General features: G+C 58.7%; 20 protein-coding genes and 1 pseudogene. 13 read left to right on the plus strand and 8 right to left on the minus strand.

What is annotated here, in order from left to right:
- The first annotated feature begins 95 nt into the window (after positions 1-95).
- Positions 96-290: a hypothetical protein gene (locus ACVWY8_RS03275; RefSeq protein ID WP_414349826.1), complete on the plus strand. Its 195-nt coding sequence runs from the start codon at positions 96-98 to the stop codon at positions 288-290.
- On the opposite strand, the gene ACVWY8_RS03280 is transcribed toward ACVWY8_RS03275, so the two are convergent.
- The 6 genes and pseudogenes from ACVWY8_RS03280 to glmU form a co-directional block, all read right to left on the minus strand.
- A complete protein-coding gene (locus tag ACVWY8_RS03280) occupies positions 287-1,219 on the minus strand; it encodes an AEC family transporter (RefSeq protein WP_457393326.1) in 933 nt (310 codons plus the stop codon). The genes ACVWY8_RS03275 and ACVWY8_RS03280 overlap by 4 nt on opposite strands.
- A gap of 26 nt (positions 1,220-1,245) precedes the next feature.
- Positions 1,246-2,505 (minus strand): 4-hydroxy-3-methylbut-2-enyl diphosphate reductase, encoded by a 1,260-nt coding sequence (locus ACVWY8_RS03285; RefSeq protein WP_011434194.1) that lies wholly within the window; start codon positions 2,503-2,505, stop codon positions 1,246-1,248.
- A gap of 197 nt (positions 2,506-2,702) precedes the next feature.
- Complete coding sequence (locus tag ACVWY8_RS03290) at positions 2,703-2,978, minus strand: lipopolysaccharide assembly protein LapA domain-containing protein (protein ID WP_457393110.1); 276 nt, start codon at positions 2,976-2,978, stop codon at positions 2,703-2,705.
- Positions 2,979-3,030: 52 nt separating this feature from the next.
- Positions 3,031-3,477, minus strand: coding sequence for a pentapeptide repeat-containing protein (locus ACVWY8_RS03295; RefSeq protein ID WP_457393107.1), 447 nt, complete (start codon positions 3,475-3,477; stop codon positions 3,031-3,033).
- A gap of 383 nt (positions 3,478-3,860) precedes the next feature.
- Positions 3,861-4,367, minus strand: a complete 507-nt coding sequence (locus ACVWY8_RS03300; protein ID WP_414328979.1) for a PPC domain-containing DNA-binding protein — start codon at positions 4,365-4,367, stop codon at positions 3,861-3,863.
- A 39-nt stretch (positions 4,368-4,406) separates the two neighbouring features.
- A pseudogene (gene glmU, locus ACVWY8_RS03305) lies at positions 4,407-5,759 on the minus strand (bifunctional UDP-N-acetylglucosamine diphosphorylase/glucosamine-1-phosphate N-acetyltransferase GlmU); the annotation flags it as partial.
- A 138-nt stretch (positions 5,760-5,897) separates the two neighbouring features.
- Here glmU and ACVWY8_RS03310 point away from each other — a divergent pair.
- The 5 genes from ACVWY8_RS03310 to ACVWY8_RS03330 all read left to right on the plus strand — a co-directional run bounded on the left by ACVWY8_RS03310 (position 5,898) and on the right by ACVWY8_RS03330 (position 8,526).
- The gene (locus tag ACVWY8_RS03310; RefSeq protein ID WP_457393104.1) at positions 5,898-6,326 is read left to right on the plus strand and encodes an SHOCT domain-containing protein; all 429 of its coding nucleotides are present in this window, start codon (positions 5,898-5,900) and stop codon (positions 6,324-6,326) included.
- A gap of 135 nt (positions 6,327-6,461) precedes the next feature.
- A complete protein-coding gene (locus tag ACVWY8_RS03315; RefSeq protein ID WP_011434188.1) occupies positions 6,462-6,920 on the plus strand; it encodes an MAPEG family protein in 459 nt (152 codons plus the stop codon).
- A gap of 150 nt (positions 6,921-7,070) precedes the next feature.
- Entirely contained in the window at positions 7,071-7,340 is a 270-nt protein-coding gene (locus ACVWY8_RS03320; RefSeq protein WP_414332008.1) for a hypothetical protein, read from the plus strand.
- A gap of 36 nt (positions 7,341-7,376) precedes the next feature.
- Positions 7,377-8,057 carry an energy-coupling factor ABC transporter ATP-binding protein gene (locus tag ACVWY8_RS03325; RefSeq protein WP_457393101.1) on the plus strand — a complete coding sequence of 227 codons (681 nt, stop codon included), beginning with the start codon at positions 7,377-7,379 and terminating at the stop codon, positions 8,055-8,057.
- Between the two features lie 256 nt (positions 8,058-8,313).
- Positions 8,314-8,526, plus strand: a complete 213-nt coding sequence (locus ACVWY8_RS03330) for a CP12 domain-containing protein (RefSeq protein ID WP_011434185.1) — start codon at positions 8,314-8,316, stop codon at positions 8,524-8,526.
- Between the two features lie 398 nt (positions 8,527-8,924).
- On the opposite strand, the gene ACVWY8_RS03335 is transcribed toward ACVWY8_RS03330, so the two are convergent.
- Both ACVWY8_RS03335 and msrB read right to left on the minus strand, forming a co-directional pair.
- Positions 8,925-9,728 carry an FTR1 family iron permease gene (locus ACVWY8_RS03335; protein ID WP_457393098.1) on the minus strand — a complete coding sequence of 268 codons (804 nt, stop codon included), beginning with the start codon at positions 9,726-9,728 and terminating at the stop codon, positions 8,925-8,927.
- A 49-nt stretch (positions 9,729-9,777) separates the two neighbouring features.
- Positions 9,778-10,269 carry a peptide-methionine (R)-S-oxide reductase MsrB gene (gene msrB / locus ACVWY8_RS03340; RefSeq protein WP_414384090.1) on the minus strand — a complete coding sequence of 164 codons (492 nt, stop codon included), beginning with the start codon at positions 10,267-10,269 and terminating at the stop codon, positions 9,778-9,780.
- A 275-nt stretch (positions 10,270-10,544) separates the two neighbouring features.
- Here msrB and ndhN point away from each other — a divergent pair, with 275 nt between their 5' ends.
- From ndhN to ACVWY8_RS03375, 7 genes are all read left to right on the plus strand, one after another.
- Positions 10,545-10,988, plus strand: a complete 444-nt coding sequence (gene ndhN, locus ACVWY8_RS03345; RefSeq protein WP_414344253.1) for an NAD(P)H-quinone oxidoreductase subunit N — start codon at positions 10,545-10,547, stop codon at positions 10,986-10,988.
- A gap of 88 nt (positions 10,989-11,076) precedes the next feature.
- Entirely contained in the window at positions 11,077-12,117 is a 1,041-nt protein-coding gene (locus ACVWY8_RS03350; RefSeq protein ID WP_457393095.1) for a Light dependent period protein LdpA domain-containing protein, read from the plus strand.
- Positions 12,118-12,171: 54 nt separating this feature from the next.
- Complete coding sequence (locus ACVWY8_RS03355; protein WP_457393324.1) at positions 12,172-14,058, plus strand: R3H domain-containing nucleic acid-binding protein; 1,887 nt, start codon at positions 12,172-12,174, stop codon at positions 14,056-14,058.
- Positions 14,059-14,295: 237 nt separating this feature from the next.
- Positions 14,296-14,865 carry a Uma2 family endonuclease gene (locus ACVWY8_RS03360; RefSeq protein WP_414422398.1) on the plus strand — a complete coding sequence of 190 codons (570 nt, stop codon included), beginning with the start codon at positions 14,296-14,298 and terminating at the stop codon, positions 14,863-14,865.
- A 235-nt stretch (positions 14,866-15,100) separates the two neighbouring features.
- Positions 15,101-15,553: a QcrA and Rieske domain-containing protein gene (locus tag ACVWY8_RS03365; RefSeq protein WP_414408871.1), complete on the plus strand. Its 453-nt coding sequence runs from the start codon at positions 15,101-15,103 to the stop codon at positions 15,551-15,553.
- Positions 15,554-15,646: 93 nt separating this feature from the next.
- A complete protein-coding gene (locus tag ACVWY8_RS03370; RefSeq protein WP_414330180.1) occupies positions 15,647-16,795 on the plus strand; it encodes a glycosyltransferase in 1,149 nt (382 codons plus the stop codon).
- A 108-nt stretch (positions 16,796-16,903) separates the two neighbouring features.
- Positions 16,904-17,743: a PRC-barrel domain-containing protein gene (locus ACVWY8_RS03375; RefSeq protein WP_457396814.1), complete on the plus strand. Its 840-nt coding sequence runs from the start codon at positions 16,904-16,906 to the stop codon at positions 17,741-17,743.
- Positions 17,744-17,861: the final 118 nt, after the last annotated feature.

Consider the following 17,861-nt stretch of genomic DNA (forward strand, 5'->3'; position numbering starts at 1 on the left):
CTCAGCATAGAGGGGAGATTTGTATCCTAGAGAGCCAAAGTCAACTGGGATCCAAGCTATTCTGAGGGTGAATCACTCCTACTCACCTTCTTCTCATGATCAGTCCTGCTCTCAGCTCCGATACAGCACTGCGCACGCAAGCAGTTTGGAAGCCATTGCGGCAGGCCATTGTGGAAAGCTCGGGTTTTCGGGGATGGCTCCAGGGCCGGGAGTTGCCCACTCAGGAAGCAGAGCTGGATCAACTGGTGCATCGCTACCTAGAGCAAACCTTGTCTCACCTGGCCTATTAGGATCCCCAGAGTCCCAGCCAGAGGGGCAAGGTCAGCAAGGCGGCTAAGTACCCCACGGCCAAGGCAGTTACGGTAATTTCCCGATCCAAGTCGTATTCTTCCGTGAGCACCAGGGTGGCGATGGCGGGGGGCATACCGCTCTGCAGGACCAGCACCAGCTTGGCCAGAGGCGGGTAGGGGGTGAAGGCAAGGCCGATTCCCACCAAGAGCGGCACAATCACAATTTTGATCAAGAGGGCCACTCCGGCGGCAAGAAAGGATCCCCAGCGCTTCACCTGGGCCAGCCGCATCCCCAAAATCATCAAGCTGAGCGGGATCATGCTCCAGGCAAAAGCCGCCAACCCTTGAGAGAGCCAACCCGGCAGGGGTTCGCGGGTCAGCAGTAGGCCCATAGCAAAAGACCAAAGAGCAGGGGTGCGCAAAATGTGGAGGCCCACCTGCCAAGGTTGGGCATGGGAACTGCCGTGGCGGCTGGCCACCCACACGCCAAACCCGTAGGCCATGAACAGAGTGCCCAGCAGATCGTAGAACAGGGCCCAGCCAAAGTAAGCCCTTCCGGCCACAGCCAAGCAGATGGGGTAGCCCAAATACCCGGTGTTCCCCAGAGTGGCGGTCAGGTGAAAGCTGCCCTGCTGGGCACTGCTCCAACAGTTGTGGCGCTGCCACCACAGCCAAGCGCTGGTCAAGGCAAACCCCAGCCCCACCGACAGCCAGCAGATCAGGGGAGCAACCCAGATTTGGCCCGACAGATCCACCCCCTGCATAAACCCAACAATGCTGAGGGGCACTCCCACCCAAAACATGAATCGCCCCAAGGCGTGGGGATCCAGCCAACGCTTCCAGCCGCCGGGCAGCCCCTTCTGGAGAAAAAAACCCAGCAGCGTCCAGCCCAGCAAGGGAGGATAAACCTGAAAAAGGGTGTTGAGCACGCTCAAAGGGAAGAGGGAAGGGATCCCTAGGCAGGGATCCGCCGAGGTTCTTCACGCAGGGCGAAGATGCGTTGAATCACCTCTTCAACAACGCGGTCTGGGGTAGAGGCACCGGAGGTAATGCCGATTTGCACCGGCCCATCGGGTAGCCACCCTTCGGTAACCGTCGGGTCTTGGTGAAGGGGCTTGTGGCGGATGCGGTTGTTGGGTTGGATGCAGTCGGGGCCATCGATGTGGAAGGAAGGCAAGCCCTTGGCCAGGGCAATTTCCTGCAGGTGGGTGGTATTCGAGGAATTAAACCCCCCGATCACCACCACCACATCCAAAGGCTGCTCGAGCAGCTCGAACATGGCATCCTGCCGCTCTTGGGTGGCATTGCAGATGGTGTTGAAGCTCATGAAGTGATTGTCCAACTCCTGGGGGCCATATTTGCGCAGCATGGTGGTCTCAAAGAGCTTAGCAATGGCGCGGGTCTCCCCCTCTAGCATGGTGGTTTGGTTGGCGATGCCGATCCGCTCCAGATCGCGATCCGGATCAAAACCGGGGGAAGTGGCCTTGCCGAAGCGCCGCCGAAATTCTGCCGCATCTCCGCCCTGCAAAATGTAGCGGGCGACCCATTCCGCTTCTTCCAGGTTCAGCACCACCAGGTACTTTTCGGCAAAGGAGCTGGTGGCTACGGTTTCTTCGTGGTTGTACTTGCCGTGGATGACAGAGGTAAATTGGGCCGCGCGGTGCTTGTCCACTTGGTTCCACACGCGGGAAACCCAGGGGCAGGTGGTATCGACAATCTCATTGCCCTGCGACCGAAAAAACGCCATTTCCGATGCACTTGCCCCAAAAGCAGGCCAAATCACCACATCTTGGGGCCGGATCTGAGAGAAGTCCTTCTTGCCGTCTGGGCCTTTCTCCACAAAGCGGATCCCCATCTCCTTCAGGTGCTGGTTTACCAGAGGGTTGTGGATGATCTCGTTGGTGATCCACAGTTGCCGATCCGGAAAGCGTCGCCGCGCTTCATAGGCATATTCCACCGCCCGTTCCACGCCCCAGCAAAAGCCAAAGGCCCTGGCCAGGTGAATGGTAATGTCGCCCCGCTGATAGCGGTAGGACTGGGCACGGATTTGCTCCACAAGGGGGCTTTTGTAGGTGGTTTGCAGCTCCAGTTGAGCCTGATCCTTGTGTTCTTCAAACCCCTTGGCGAAGTAGGTACTGGATCCGCGCAGGGCTTTGCGCAGGGCCCGTGGGTCTTGGGGAGAGGGATCCGGGGAAGTGGGTTGGGAATGAGGCATGGTTACGGTTGGAGATACGCACTGATCAAGCAGACGGCGAAGGGATCCTTTCTCAGCTTACGCCCAGTCTCAGTCGGCGAGCTATTTCGGCACGCTTTCCTCAGGGCCACCGACAAAATCGTCCAGCAAGTCAACGGCGGGATCGAAGCTGTTGAGCCAAAGCCAGAAAGCAGGGGGATCCCTTTGGGAATTGGCCGTTATTGGGGCGGTTGATCCTGCATTTCCAGTTGGCGCACCCGCTCTTGTAATTGGCGGGCGGTGGCAGAAAAGCTGCGCCCAGGCCAGAGGAGAGAGCCCAGCCCCACCGTCAACAGGCCCAAGCCGACAGCCGCGGCAATGAGAAATCCCAAGGGCAGCTCCACCGAGCGCCACATTAAGAAATGTACGGTCAGGGTGGTGGGGTTTTGTCCGGCCAGGACTGCCACTCCCACAGCCAGCAGCAGTGTCAAGACCAAGTTGAACAGCAGCAACATCAGGGATCCCGTCGCAACAGTTCCATTCTGCCTTGTCTGCTGGGGGGGTGGCTCAAGCCCGCACACTCCCGTCGGGTAGGGTGGCTCTGCTGAGGTCAGCGCCGGTCAGCACTGCTCCGCCGATTTTTGCCCCGCTTAGATCGGCTCCCTGCAGTTGTGCACGGGTTAGCTTGGCTTCCCAAAGGTAGGCACCGTGCAAGTTGGCTTCCCGCAAGTCGGCAAAGCTGAGATCCGCGCCGATCAAGTTGGCTTCCCAAAGATTGGCCCCGCGGAGGTTGGCCCCCATCAAGTTGGCCGAGCTGAGATCGGCGCCGCGCAAATCGGCTTCCTGCAGGTTAATGCCACTCAGCTTGCCAAAGGAGAGGTTGGCCCTTCTCAGATTCACCCCTTGCAAGTTGGAGCGCACCAAGTCCACCCCCACCAGGTTGGATTCTTGAAAGTTGCGCTCGCCAGAGGCATATTCTGTCAGCAGCTCGTCAGCAGTTGTCACTCGGGGCATGGCCGGATACTGCCATCCGTGCGTTAAGCTTAACAATTTCTGGCTGCTCAACGGGGTACTGATGACCGCTCCGAAAGACCTACGAAACGCTAACAAACACTTCCAGAGTGTTCAGTGCCTGTCGCGTCTCTGCTTTCTTCCTGCTTCCACGACTCGTGACTGGTAGTAAGCTTCAGGCTTACCACCCCGCCAGAGGAATCTCCACAGGCGTGGCGGGCTACCGCAGCGTGTTGGGCGGCTAGAGTTGTTTGCTTGCGGTTAAGAATGAGTTGCGTCCGAAAACCCAGTAACATGCCCGCCACACCGCAAAGCGTCCATGAGTTCCGTGAAGCTTTCGGCTTGGCGCTCACAAGCCCCCTTTAGCTTTAGGTAACTCATGTTGACTACTGTAAGCTTTTCGGCCTGCTGTTGTCAGCCTCTGGTTTTGTCTGCTGGTTTTGCTGGGGTTGGGGGGGTGGGGACGGCCAGCAGGGATCCCCTGCCACGGGTTGGATGTGCAACTCCAGGTAGCCGGTGGCCGGATCCGGTTGACGGGAGAAGCGGTACTCCGGGCTGTCGGCGAGGACAATTTCGGCGGTGGTGTAGATGAGGCAGCCGGGGCGCAGGTGTCCCCCCCAGGTTTGGCCTCGGGCATCGGCAACGGTGAGATGGAGATGGACTCCGTCAGGGCACAGGGATCCACTCAGGGCCAGGATCTCCAGGCGTTCCGACAACAGGTGATCCCCCGTTTGGTCGGCCAGGCGCAGGGTGGCTTGGCTAAGGCTGCCGACGGCGCTGAGGACAAACCCCGCTTGCAAGGGCTGCTGCCGGGCCACTCGCTCCAGTTCCTGCTTGAGATCTTGGCCGGGGAAAAGGCGCAAGGGATAAATCTTGAGGGATCCCGGCGGCATGGGCTGGAGCTCCTGGGGGCGGGAAGAGCGGATCCCAAGTCGCCAGCCGGGCTTGACCACCGGGCGGGAGCGAGCGATCACCAAGCAGTCATCCGGCAGGGGGTAGCGGGCAGGGATGGTGGAGCCGGCGGCAATGGTGACATCGGATCCCACCTGCAAAGGAGCCACCAACACCGAGTTGGCGCCTGTTTTGCTGCGATCCCCAATTTCGGTGAAGTGCTTTTGCTGGCCGTCGTAGTTGGCGATGATGGTGCCCGCGCCGATGTTGACCTGGGATCCCAGCTTGGCATCGCCCAGGTAGGCCAAGTGGGCGGCATTGCTGTGGGATCCAATCTGGGTATTTTTGGTTTCCACAAAGTTGCCGATGCGGCAGTGATCCCCAATCTGGCTGTGGGGGCGCACGTGGGCGTAGGGGCCTATCCAGACGTGGTTGCCGATGCGGCTGTGGCTGACCACCGAGTAGAGAATGTGACACCCAGATCCAATCTCGCTGGACTCGATCCAACTGCCCGGCCCCAGGCGGGTTCCCGAGCCAATGCGGCACACCCCTCGCAGATGGGTTTGGGGCTCGATCACCACATCGGGGGCCAATTCCACCGTTTCCTCGAGGCTGCTGCTGTCGGGATCCACAAAGGTGACCCCGGCTTCCATCCAGGCTTCTTTGAGGCGATCCTGCAAAATCTGGTACGCCTGGGCCAGTTGGCGGCGGTCGTTGACGCCCACAATTTCTTGCGGATCGGCAACATCCAGAGCGATGGCTTTGCCCACCCGCTTGACGGCATCTGTTAGGTAGTACTCCTGCTGTGCGTTGTTGCGATTGAGATGGGGCAAAACCTGAGCCAGAGCCGGCCAGTGAAAACAATACACCCCACTGTTGATGCGGCGATTTTGCCGTTGGGCTGGGGTGCAGTCTCGCTCTTCCACCAGTTCCAGCACTCGCTGTTGGGCATCGCAGAACACCCGTCCATAGCCATAGGGATCCGCCACCTGAGCCGAGAGCAAGGTTACCTCTGGGTTCACCTGGCGGTGGCGCTCCACCAGAGCTTGCAGGGTTTCTGCCCGCAGCAGGGGCACATCCCCGTTGATCACCAGCAGATCCCCCTGAAAACCGCCCAGGACGGGCAACAGCTGTTGAACGGCGTGTCCGGTGCCCAATTGCTGGGCCTGCTCCACAAATTCAACCGGGTACTCCCGCAGGGCTTGGCGCACCTGCTCTTGTTCATAACCCACGACCACCAGACAGCGGTGGGGCTTTAACGTCAGCACCGTGCGCAGCAGCCGCTCGATCAAAGACAGGGATCCCAGTTTGTGCAGCACCTTGGGCAACTGCGACCGCATCCGGGTACCTTTGCCCGCTGCCAAGATCGCTACCGATAGTTCCCGCTCTGCCATGTTCCTTCCCCGAACCGCCCCCATCAAGTATAGGCGGCGGGATGCTGCTCAAAAATCTTCTAAGGTTGGATCCAAGTTCCTGAGCCCTGTGCGGCCAAAACTGAGCTAGCTTAATGGCACATCTAGCTGGTGCAGTCTATGGCCGAGAGCAGGGATCCTGATACGCCCCCACAGGATCGTCGGCGGTTAATCCGAGAGGTGGCCGGTTGGCTGGCGATGCTGGGGGTGCTGATCCCAGGGTTGCAGCGCTTCTATATGGGGCACCAACGCTGGGGCTGGGGCTACTTGGTGGTGGGGCTGATGGTGTTCGTTCCTTCCATCCCGCTGCAGATTCTCAGCTACGGGGTACGCGCCCTTTGTTTGCTGGAAGGGCTGTGGATCCTGACCATGAGCAATGCCGATTTCGATTTTCGATTCAACCGAGAGTTGATCGAGCTGGAATGGACCAGTGTGGAAGGGCGAGAAGCCCGGGATCCCGAACAGCAGTTGGAAAGCCTGTTGAAACAGGGCTTGATCACCCGCGCTGAATATGAGGAGCGCCGCCGGCAAATCCGCAAGATTTCCTGACGCAAGCATCTGCCTGGATAGACAGCCCGATAGATGGATAATGGTTCTGGTGTTGATTTTCCCGGCAATAGCTCCCACCCAAGCTGGGCTCTTTTCTCTCCTCTGTACATTGTGCACCGCCCTTTTGCCTATCTTATGTTGCCAAATCCTCCTCTCGTAGCCATCCCCCTGTTCTCCATCGCGGCAGCCATGCTCTTGGTCTATCTGCCCATGGGGGTGGTGGGCTATGCCCGTGCCCGCGTTGGCTACGACCTGCATGCTCCTCGGGCTATGTTTGATAGGCTACCTCCCTACGGGCAACGGGCCACCTGGGCCCACGCCAACGGGTTTGAGACCTTTGGGATGTTTGCGGCAGCAGCGTTGATCGCCTACATCACCGGCCCTCACTCGGATCCCTGGTATTTTGGCCTCAGCGGAGATGAAGGGGTAGCTGTGCTGTGTGGGGTGTTTCTGCTGGCGCGGCTGCTCTACAACTTTTTCTACATTGCCGATATTCCCATTGGGCGATCCCTCTCCTTCTTGGCGGGATCCCTAGCTACTTTGGGCCTGTTGCTGATTAGCCTGCTGCCTTTTCTCGGCACCGGCCTGGCCTAATCTGGCGAGAGAAACTCCCCCGTCATTTGTTGAGCCTGCCGGTACCCTGGCCCAACCTGCGATACTGGAAAAGGACTTCGTCCTGCTGTCGCCAACGGCGTCCTCTGGGTGCCTCTCTTCTGTCCACGGCCCACTACACAACGGTCAGCCATGTACACTCTGGAACTGCTCCTGAAAGGGAACCCTGCCCCCATCGTTGTCCACCAAAAAGAGGAAGAAGCGGCCAACCGGGCCTACCAAAGCATCGTCAATGCTCTGCAGAGTGGATCCCCTCAGAGTTTGGAGCTGACCTGTGACCGCACCGGCAAAAAGGTGTTCCTGCTCACCGGTGAGCTATGTGGCGTGCAAATGACTTCCAAGTCGGGCGGCGCCAGCCCCATGGGAGCCCGTCCCGGTTTTTTGGCCCAGTTGCAAAGCTGAGGACAGCCCTTTTCTCTCTGCCGCTAAGGGATCCCCATGTCTGAGGTGGCCATTCGGGTGGAGAGCCTGACCTTTGCTTGGCCGGAACGTCCGCCGGTTTTGCAGGCGTGCAGTTTTGTCATTCCCAAGGGCCAGTTGTGGATGCTGTTGGGGCCCAATGGCAGCGGCAAGTCCACTTTGTTGCAACTGTTGTCCGGATCCCTGACCCATCCTCGGCCCCTTTCGGGCCGCCTGGAGATTCGCGGTCGGCTGGGCTATGTGTTTCAAAATCCGGATCACCAACTGTTCATGCCCACGGTGGGAGCCGATGTGGCCTTTGGCTTGGGGGCAGAGGCTCTGACCTTGGCGGAAATTCACCGGCGGGTGGAAACGGCCTTGGAGCAGGTGGGATTGAAGCACCTGATCCGTCGGCCCATTCACGGCCTCAGCGGCGGACAGAAGCAACGAGTGGCGGTGGCAGGGGCTTTGGCCCGGCGCAGTGAGGTGCTGCTTTTGGACGAGCCCACAGCCCTGTTGGATCCCGACAGCCAGGCGGATTTGCTGCGGTGCATCCGGCAACTGGTGGATCAAGAAGGCATCACCGCCCTTTGGGTAACCCATCGGCTGGCGGAACTGGAATGGGCAGACGGGGCGATTTTGCTCTCGGAAGGTCAAGTGCGTCAACAGGGATCCCCAGAGCAGGTGCGGCAACGGATTGAACAACTGTTTGGGGCCTGAGGGATCCCTGCGCATCCTGATCCCAAAGAGATCGCGAAAGCGCAGCTGCACCCCCCTGCCGTCACTGTTTAGAATGGGTAATGTATCCGGTTGATCAATTCGGTTGGCACAAGGTCATTATCCTGAACTTATTCCCCGTCTGGATCGGCTGGTTTCTACTTGTTGATCCGGGATTACGCTGGATCCCTGCAGATTTGCGTCAGCCGGTTACATCAGCGGGCCACCGGCCCCATCTAGTCTAAAGGAGCTTGAGAACATGGGACTGTCTGAAGTGATCGCCAAAGAGCTGGAAAATGCTCGCAACGTCTGCTCTGAGTACGGCGAAGGGGATCCCCACTGCCGTGCGGCCTGGGACGCAGTTGAAGAAGTGCTGGCAGCTCGCAGCCACCAGCCGAGGACTCCCAGCAGCCTAGAGCAGCACTGCGCCGAAAACCCAGATGCTGTTGAATGCCGGGTCTACGATACCTGATTCTCGGGAACCCCACAGAGTGGATGCTCTCTGTCGATTCCGTAGCGATCGACAGGGTTTCCTACTGGGGATCTCCGACAAAATCCAGCGGCCTGCCGGATCCCTGCCGGTAGGCTTTGCTTTCTTGGACTGGAAGGCTTGACTGGGTGCGGTTTCAGGCGCGACGTACAGAGCGCTTTCTTTTTAGGGTCATTTTGATTCAAACCAGGACACTGCACCCGCACTTAAAACGTTAGATGCACAGGGCCAGAAGGCTTTTCCCAGTACCTCGGTCGCCTTGTCCCAACCTGAAACGACTATGAAATTGTGACCTGCATCATTGCCATCCATCAAAACCAGGACAGGGATTCATCAAACTTATGGCTTATGGGATCCCCAGTGCCGGTGGAGAGCGTTTTTCACGAAGAAAGCCTCTGAGCAGAATCAGCCCGCAGCCATTGCCTCACCCACAAGGCGAAAGCTATTCCCAGCAGCACCAGTTGGGGGAGCAGCGTCTGCCAAGTGGGATATATGCCCAGCCAGCGCAGCTTTGGGATCCCAACAAGAGGAGTGATGGGCAGCCAGTCCGCCACCTGTAGAGCGTGCAAGCCACTGCCCAAAAACTTAAAGCCCAAGTAGAAAATCAGCAGACTTAGACCCCGGAAAAAAACTCCCAGCGGCAATTTCAGCCCCACCTGCAGCAGCAAGATCGCCAGTGCCACCAACACCAGGGATCCCAGGCCGATCCCCGCCCAAAAATCTTTTGCCGAGAGGGAAGAGGCCAACCCCACATAAAACAGCACCGTTTCCGCCCCCTCGCGAAACACCGCCATAAATGCCAGAAAAGCCAAGGAAAACACTTGACCGGTGGCCAGTGCCACCTGCGCCTGTTCCTGCACAAAGGTTTGCCAAGAAACCACTGCAGCCCGGCGGTGCAACCAAAGGCTGACCGAAAACAACAAACCTGCTGCCGCCAGCCCGGTGATCCCTTCCAGCACCTCTTGCCGCGTGTGGGTGAGCATCTGCTGGAAAAACAGCTTCACCAGCAGGCCGAGCATCACCGCTGCCAGCAAGCCTGCGGATCCCCCTATCCACACCCAGCGCTTCTGAGCCGATTGCCCGCTCTTGCTCATAAGGGCCAGCAGTGCCACCAGCACCAAGAGAGCTTCCAGGCCCTCCCGCAGCAGAATCGAAGCAGCATCCAGGAACGTGTAGTCCGACATAGGCTCACCCAGACAGGCGGCTCAGTTTTAGCTGGAGCCAAGAGGATTTCTAAGTGGTGGCTGGGATGAACTTGAGGGCAGCAGAATTGATGCAGTAGCGCAAACCCGTGGGTGGGGGGCCATCCCGAAACACATGCCCCAGATGCCCACCGCAGTTAGAGCAGTGGACTTCCGTGCGGGGCACAAACAATTTCCAGTCCGTCTTGGTGCCGATCACATGGGGAGCAATCGGCTCCCAAAAGCTGGGCCAACCGGTGCCACTGTCGTACTTGGCCGCTGAGGAAAACAGCTCCTGACCACAGCCGGCACAGACATAGATACCTGGGGCCTTGTTGTCGTAGTAAGCGTTGCGGAAGGGGGGCTCAGTGCCCTCTTGGCGCAGCACATAGTATTGCTCTTCGGTGAGCAGTTGCCGCCACTCGGCGTCGGTTTTGGTGAAGGGATAAGTCTGTTGGGCCATTGCTCTTTGCTCTCCTGCTAAGCTGAGGGGTGCTGTAATCAACCCGGCCACCGCCAAGGTCAACAGCTCGCGTCGTCGCATGATGAGGTTCATCTGTTGTCGCTGTGTAAGTGGCGGGGAGGCCATCCCTACTAGGGGGATCCATCCGCCTTTGTCCGCCACCTGTGGGTTGAGACCTGCAAGCAGGTTACCCGTATCTTAACCCTTCTTTACGCTCCCTTCTGCAAAACAGGGAGATAGCCAGTATTCTATGGGTTCCATTGGCAGCTTCTATCCCCAGCTTCAGGCGCCATCCCGTTACAATGAGCACAGGTGGGCTGCTTGTCCAACCCTAGACGAGTAATGGAGTTCTTCCTATGCTGCTGGTCGGCTCAGGTGCAAAGTTTGTGCAGCAACTGGAGCAATCTGGGGCTTTGGCCATCTTTGTAACCCCAGAGGGGGGATCCGAAGGGCACTACCTGCGGCGGCTGCGCGGAGCTGGGTATGAGGTGGTCACCCTCTCCAGTAAGGGAATCGGGGATCTGGCCAGCTATTTGACGCGCATTCATGGGGTACGGCCTGCCACGCTGGGCAAATCGGAGCGGCGCACCTATTTCTTTCCCGCGTTGATCGAGCAGTATCGGGCCACCTTGCCCCCAAAAGCTAAGGGGTTGGTGTTTTGGTTTTACGAGGGGCATGTGTTCAGCCAACAGGAACTCTCCTACCTGGTGAAGCTGAGTCGGGAAGACAAGGGAGTGAAGTTTGTGGTGGAACTGGGCCGAGAACGGTCAATTCGTTGGCAACCTCTGCAGAGCGCCTGAACCTCTCTTCAGGATCCTGGAAATTTCTTTGCTACCATCTCAAATAGATGGCCTGCGGCTCAGATTCCCATCCTGCTAGCGGCTTCTTGTGCCTGTGACCTTGCCAACCGCCTCGCTGCAACAGGGTACCTGGTTTAAGTTGATCTGCGGTGCAAGTTTCCACCACTTGCCCTCGGTTCGGGAGCTGGCTTTCCTTTACACGCTGGCCGGGGCAGATTGCATTGATGTTGCTGCCGATCCGGCCATTGTGCGGGCCGCTCAAGAAGGGATCCAACGGGCACAAGCCGAAGATCCCCAGGCGGGATCCCCTTGGTTGATGGTCAGCGTCAATGACGGTGAAGACGTGCATTTCCGCAAGGCGGTGCTGACGGCTCCCGTCTGTCCTGCCGACTGTCCTCAGCCTTGTTTGGCAGTCTGTCCTCCCCATGCCTTGACACAGGCAGCCCTTCCTGCTCAAGTCCACATCCAGACAGAGCTGTGCTACGGCTGTGGGCGCTGCGAGCCGGTTTGCCCCCACCGGCGCATTGCTACCTTCGGCTACCAGGTCGCTTTGTCAGAAGTTTTGCCGCCTTTGGTCGAGCTGGGCATTCAAGCGGTGGAGATTCACACCTGCATCGGTCGCCAGAGGCCATTCGAGCAATTGTGGGGATCCCTGAAGCCCTGGCTACCTCAGCTCCAGGCCATCTCGATTAGCTTTAACGATGGTCCGGGCCTAGAGGCTTATTTGAGGGATCTGCTGGCCCTCATGGATCCCTTGCCGGAGGTGTTGATCTGGCAGGTGGATGGCCGGCCTATGAGTGGGGATATTGGAGCTGGCACCGGCAAAGCTGCCCTAAAGTTGGCCGAGAAGGTACTGAACATGGGCCTGCCGGGCTATGTGCAATTGGCAGGAGGAACCAACGCCCAAACGGTGCCGCTGTTGGATCCCCGATGGCCAGTGGCGGGGGTGGCCTTCGGCAGCTATGCGCGACAGTTGGTGTCAGCCTATCTGGAAGAGCCAGCTCACAGCTCATCGGAGTCAGGATGGAATCCTGGATTGGTGGCAGGGATCCCGTTGGCCAAGCAGTTGGTGCAGCAAGTAAAGCGGCGATCCGTTGCTTTTAGGCAAACCTGTTTTTCCTGCGTTTAACGACGTTGCTCAGCCATGAGTTTCCCCGTACAGCCCTCAACCCCAAGTCCGTCGATGGATCCGGAAAGTGCTCCGCACCGCTTACGTGAACGTACCGGCTTTCCCGGCCAGGTTCAATACAGCGACGACCTGAGCAAGCTTTTGGATATCCTGCCGGCTCCAATTCGCGAGCGCCTAGAACAGCATCCTCACCTGGATCGATTGGTGGAGGTGGTGCTGGATTTGGGCCGCCGTCCCGAAGCCCGCTTCCCCGGCTTTGCCGATTACCTCTCCGAGGACGTGATCACCCGGGCCGACTTGGATCAGGTGATCAGCCGGGTTGGAGAGTTCAGCAGTGACAACCGCGCAGGCATTGCCTCTACCCTGCACCGGATCAGTGCCATCCGCAACCGCCAAGGCACAATCATTGGCCTCACCTGTCGGGTGGGTCGCTGCGTTATCGGCGTGATCAGCATGATCCGCGACTTGGTGGAACAGGGGCGCTCCATGCTGTTGCTAGGCCGACCAGGGGTGGGCAAAACCACGGCCCTGCGGGAAATTGCCCGTGTGCTGGCGGATGAGCTGGGCAAACGAGTGGTTATTATCGACACTTCCAACGAGATTGCCGGCGATGGCGATGTGCCCCACCCGGGCATTGGCCGGGCCAGACGGATGCAGGTGGCCAGCCCAGAGCTGCAGCACAAGGTGATGATTGAGGCGGTGGAGAACCACATGCCCGAAGTGGTGGTCATCGACGAGATCGGCACTGAACTGGAAGCTTTGGCCTCTCGTACCATTGCCGAGCGGGGGGTACAACTGGTGGCCACTGCCCATGGCAACCGCATCGACAACCTGATCAAAAATCCCACCCTCTCCGACTTGGTAGGCGGGATCCAATCCGTCACCCTAGGAGATGAAGAGGCGCGGCGGCGCGGCTCTCAAAAGAGTGTGTTGGAGCGCAAAGCTCCCCCTACGTTTGAGATTGCCATAGAGATGCTGGAGCGATCCCGCTGGGTCATCCATGAAGATGTGGCCGCCACTGTGGATCGCCTCTTGCGCAACCGCGAGCCCCTGACCCAAACCCGCAGTCTAGACGAACGCGGCCAGGTGGTGATAGTGCGGAGCACCGCTGGCGCAAACGGGCGCCCGGCTCTATCTGGCCCCCAATGGCCCCCTGCCGGCAGCACAATCTCCGCAGCACGGGAGCGGGGAGGATGGCAACGCTCTGGACGGATGGAAGCTCTGCCTTCAGAGCCGCTTGAAAGTCGCTCGCCACAGGGAGGAGCATCGGGTTTGCTCCTGGATAGGCAAGAGGACTCTGTCCCGTTAACGCCGGCGGGATCCCGTCCTGCCGCTCAGGTGGTGGCCGAATCCAAAGCGGAATCCGGCTCTGACGAAGAAGAAGATTTGGACTGGGAGGGATCCGCCCTAGCCCCGACAGGACGGCAGCAGAATCCGGATGGGCCGCTGATGATCTACCCCTACGGAGTGAGCCGCTTCTACCTGGAGCAGGTGATCCAAACCCTGAAACTGTCGGCGGATGTCACCAAAGATCTAGACGAGGCAGACATTGTCTTGGCCTTGCGATCCCAGGTGCGCAGCCGTTCCAAGATCCAGCAGATGGCCCACTCCCGCCAGATCCCGATTCACACCGTTAAGGCCAATACTCTGATTGCCCTGGCTCGCGCCCTGCGCCATATTCTCAACATTGAAAGCGAAGAGGGATCCGATTCCGACCTGGAGCTGTTCATTCGCGCCAGCTCAGGCGATGAAACCGAAGCTCTGGAAGAAGCCCGCCTGGCGGTGGAGCAAATTGTCATTCCCAAGTCTCAGCCGGTGGAACTTTTGCCCCGTTCGCCTCTGATCCGCAAGCTCCAACACCAGTTGGTGGAACATTACCACCTGCGGGCCCAAAGCTTTGGCGAAGAGCCCAACCGCCGCTTGCGCATCTATCCCAACTAGCCCCACACGATAGCGCAGCCAATAGTCCAGCTCCGTAGAAGCTCTACCCATTGAGCCGTCGTGGTTAGAGAGGAAGGACTCCGTCTCGCTTCTGTGAACGGGATCCTGGGTTAAGATTTGGCTACGCCAAGTGTGGTTCCCGCCGTTGCGACAGCGCTGCAGGTGTCGGCCCAGTGTCGTAGGTACAGCAGCAGGGTGCCCTGGGCATAGCACCATTTATTGCTATAGGGATAGCTAATGACTGCTACAGAAGTACGCTGGACCACTCGGGATATCGAGGCTCTTCCAGAGAATGAATGGATCCGCTACGAGATCATCGACGGAGAACTGCTGGTGACTCGCTCTCCTCATCACAAACATCAGCACATTATCGGGTGTTTGTTCTCCGCACTGCATCGGTGGTCGCTAGAAACAGGATTGGGAGAACCCTCAATCATGCCAGGGATCCTCTTTTCCGAATTTGATAATGTGTCTCCCGATGTTGTTTGGGTTAGTTATGAGCGGCTATCCCAGATTCAAGATGAAGCAGGACATTTTCGGGGTGCCCCTGAGCTGGTGGTTGAAGTCCTATCACCTGGAAAAGTTCATGAGGATCGAGACCGCTTGGCAAAACGGAAACTCTACTCTGTGCATGGGGTGCAAGAGTACTGGATCGTCGATCGGCTGGCTCAGAGAGTAGAGGTGTATCGCAGACAACAGGCCCAGTTGGTCTTGGTAGAAACGCTGTTGGCTCAGGATGCGTTGTCTTCTCCCCTGTTGCCCGGCTTTGTCTGCACGGTTGCTGAGCTGTTTACCTCCCGACCCTAGGCTCCAGGCGTACAACAGCCGAAAGGGATCCCATCCCATCGGCCAAATCAATGAAGCAACCAAGATGCCTGCTGCTGCGTACTCTAGCCGGAAAAAGTGCGGCTTGGCCCTGGCCGAAACTGTTCCGGTGTAACAAAATGTTAAGGGCAGCATTTGTACGGGGATCCCTTCTGAAGGGGCCGGTCTTTTGCTGGCTCATGACCTACATTTCGCACACCTCCAAGGACACATAGCCATGTACAACAATCGTCGTGGTTTTCTTCGCTGGCTGGCTCTCGGTTTTGGCTCGTTGGTGGGTTGGTTACCTGGGTTTACCCGGCGCCGTTTTGCCCTGGCCCAGGGAACTGCTTCTGGCTCTAAGGCTTCTGAGCCGGAGTTTGTGAAAGTTGCCACTCTGGCCGATCTCAAAGATGGCCCCTTCAAGGTGGAAAACGCCTTTGGGAAAAACACCGCCACCCTCTGGCTGGTCGGGGATCCGCAAAAAGAAGATTCTCTGCTGGCTTTGGATGCCGCCTGTCCCCATGCGGGGTGTGATGTGAACTGGCGGGGGGAGAACTTTGTCTGCCCCTGTCATGGCTCGGCTTTTGCTGCCGATGGCAGCCGTACCCGTGGCCCGGCCAATGCAGACCTGGCCATCTACAAGGTCAAGGTGGAGAAGGGAGAAATTTTTGTAGCCAAAGCCTCATAAAGTTCTGGGCAGGCTGTGGGCTTTGAGGCCAGGCAAAAGGAGTCGGGTATCCGGATTGAGAAGACAATGGGCTGAGCTACCGAGGCTCTCCCTATGGCTCGTCCCTACCGCTATCTGTTCCTCTCCACCCCTGTTGGACCTCTGGGATCCGGGGCCGGTGGTGGTGTGGAGCTCAATCTTGCCAACCTGACTCGTGTCTTACTCCAGATGGGATCCCAAGTGCGGGTGTTGGCCCCTGTGGGATCCCGAATGGCGGAGTTGCCGGAGGAGGTGATCGAGCCGGTGGCGGGCCTTCCCCCGGCCTATGCGCAAACCCAGCGCCGCGATCAGCCGGTTCTGATCCACACCCCCTCTCTGCTGGCCAACCTGTGGCAGCGGGCTGCCCACCTGCAAGACCAGTTCGATCTAATCGTGAACTGGAGCTACGATTGGCTCTCGTTTTATTTGACGGATTTTTTCCGCACCCCGGTGGCCCACATTGTTAGCATGGGATCCCTCAGCGATGCCGTCGATCAGGCTCTAGAGCACATTGCCCATCGCTACCCTGGTCGGCTGGCGGTGCATTCGCGGGCGCAAGCCCAGACCTTTGCCTTTGCCCGAGCCGAGATGGCGGCAGGTCGGGATCCCTTTGTCTATCTGCCCTGCGGGGTGGATCTGCGCCTCTACGACTTTGTGCCCCAAGGGAATGGATCCCTGTGTTGGATTGGCCGCATTGCCCCGGAGAAGGGCCTAGAAGACTGTGCTGCCCTAGCCGAGAAGACGGGAAGGCCGGTGGTGATCCTAGGCCACCTGCAAGAGCCAGGCTACTGGCAGCAGATCCAAGAGCAGTACCCGCATGCCCAATTGGATTACCGAGGGTTTTTGCCCACCCCGCAAATGCAGCGGATCTTGGGGCAATGCTCAGCCTTGATCATGACCCCCAAGTGGGTGGAGGCCTTTGGCTTGGTGGCGGTGGAAGCTTTGGCCTGTGGCGTGCCGGTGATTACCTACCGCCGGGGTGGGCCCGCGGAAATTGTCAGCGATGGAGAAACCGGCTGGATCGTCGAGCCGGACAACGTGGCAGCTTTGGCAGAGGCTGTAGAGCGCCTAGATCACATCGACAGGAGCCGCTGTCGGCAACGGGCAGAAGAGCACTATTCCCTGGGCGCGATGGCAGAGCAGTTTCTGGCCTGGAGCAGGCAGATTGGCCGGGATCCCACCTGGGCAGCCCGCGAGGGAGGAGACAGGCAGTGGTACTATTAACTTACTTAATTCTGGCGAACTGTGTCAGACACGCAGCCCAACAACGGGAACGTTTTGACTTACGACGGGGAAACCATCATGACGACTGGGAAAGGATCTGTTGCGCTGGTGCGATCAGAGGTTCGTCGGCGGTCACAGGTTCTGGGAACGCAGGTGATCAGCCAGGGCAACGCAGCCCGGCTTGGGGTAGTCAGCGAAGTTTGGGCGGATCTGGAAGCCAAGCAGGTTCTGGTGCTGGGGGTGCTGGAAAAAGCCCTTGCCGGATCCCCCCGTTTGATGGAGCTGCGGCAAGTAACAGCGTTGGGTCAGGATGCAGTTCTTGTCCCCAGCGAAGAAGTTTTCGATAACTTGGATTTGGAGGGCCTGAGTCGCGTGGTTGGCAGCGAGGTGGTAACCGAAGAAGGGATCCGCCTCGGCAAAGTTAAGGATTTTGAGTTTAACTCCGTCTCCGGCATCATCACGGGCTTGGTGCTCTCCAACCTTGGCCTCACCTTTTTACCTGGCTTTATCCTCAGCACCTATCTGCTCTCCACTGACGAGATTGTCTCTGTGGGCGGGGATCGCCTTATTGTTGCCGATGGCGCCGAGACCCGCCTAACCCAACTGGCCAAGGGGATTTTGGAAACCCTGGGAATCGGCAAGCCCCCTTGGGAAGCCGGAGTTAGCCCTGCTCCTGCCCTGCCCAGTGCTGTCGAGAGTTCCGCTGTCGAGGAAGATTACGAAGAAGAATACGACGAGGAATACGAAGCCGAAGAAGAAGACGTTTACGCAGAAGAAGAGCCTGAACCTGAGCCGCAGCCTGTGCGTCCTCGTCCACCTGAGCCCGCACCCGCCCCCGAACAACCGGCTTGGGAACAGGAGTATGCCAAAGAAGAGACCCCTCCCCCTTCCAGCTCCACTCCTGTGGATAGTGATCCCTGGGAGGATAAGGCCGGGGAGCCCACTTAAGTTGCCGGGCTTGTATCAACTCCCCTTTCCCCTCAGGGAAGTGGCTGGGGGTGGTCGCGTCAGCCGAGAGTACGGTCGTTCCCCCTGATGTCAGGGCTGCTTCTTGCGTCAATCCCCA

This window comes from Thermostichus sp. OS-CIW-32 (genome assembly GCF_054060415.1).

Bases quoted from the DNA above. Each gene is read 5' to 3' on its own strand.
- ACVWY8_RS03310 (WP_457393104.1), top strand. From the start codon at position 5,898: ATGGCCGAGAGCAGGGATCCTGATACGCCCCCACAGGATCGTCGGCGG.
- ACVWY8_RS03360 (WP_414422398.1), top strand. From the start codon at position 14,296: ATGACTGCTACAGAAGTACGCTGGACCACTCGGGATATCGAGGCTCTT.
- ACVWY8_RS03285 (WP_011434194.1), bottom strand. From the start codon at position 2,505: ATGCCTCATTCCCAACCCACTTCCCCGGATCCCTCTCCCCAAGACCCA.
- ACVWY8_RS03275 (WP_414349826.1), top strand. From the start codon at position 96: ATGATCAGTCCTGCTCTCAGCTCCGATACAGCACTGCGCACGCAAGCA.
- ACVWY8_RS03320 (WP_414332008.1), top strand. From the start codon at position 7,071: ATGTACACTCTGGAACTGCTCCTGAAAGGGAACCCTGCCCCCATCGTT.
- ACVWY8_RS03325 (WP_457393101.1), top strand. From the start codon at position 7,377: ATGTCTGAGGTGGCCATTCGGGTGGAGAGCCTGACCTTTGCTTGGCCG.
- ACVWY8_RS03365 (WP_414408871.1), top strand. From the start codon at position 15,101: ATGTACAACAATCGTCGTGGTTTTCTTCGCTGGCTGGCTCTCGGTTTT.
- ndhN (WP_414344253.1), top strand. From the start codon at position 10,545: ATGCTGCTGGTCGGCTCAGGTGCAAAGTTTGTGCAGCAACTGGAGCAA.
- ACVWY8_RS03370 (WP_414330180.1), top strand. From the start codon at position 15,647: ATGGCTCGTCCCTACCGCTATCTGTTCCTCTCCACCCCTGTTGGACCT.
- ACVWY8_RS03295 (WP_457393107.1), bottom strand. From the start codon at position 3,477: ATGCCCCGAGTGACAACTGCTGACGAGCTGCTGACAGAATATGCCTCT.
- ACVWY8_RS03315 (WP_011434188.1), top strand. From the start codon at position 6,462: ATGTTGCCAAATCCTCCTCTCGTAGCCATCCCCCTGTTCTCCATCGCG.
- ACVWY8_RS03330 (WP_011434185.1), top strand. From the start codon at position 8,314: ATGGGACTGTCTGAAGTGATCGCCAAAGAGCTGGAAAATGCTCGCAAC.
- ACVWY8_RS03355 (WP_457393324.1), top strand. From the start codon at position 12,172: ATGGATCCGGAAAGTGCTCCGCACCGCTTACGTGAACGTACCGGCTTT.
- ACVWY8_RS03300 (WP_414328979.1), bottom strand. From the start codon at position 4,367: ATGCCGCCGGGATCCCTCAAGATTTATCCCTTGCGCCTTTTCCCCGGC.
- msrB (WP_414384090.1), bottom strand. From the start codon at position 10,269: ATGCGACGACGCGAGCTGTTGACCTTGGCGGTGGCCGGGTTGATTACA.
- ACVWY8_RS03290 (WP_457393110.1), bottom strand. From the start codon at position 2,978: ATGTTGCTGCTGTTCAACTTGGTCTTGACACTGCTGCTGGCTGTGGGA.
- ACVWY8_RS03335 (WP_457393098.1), bottom strand. From the start codon at position 9,728: ATGTCGGACTACACGTTCCTGGATGCTGCTTCGATTCTGCTGCGGGAG.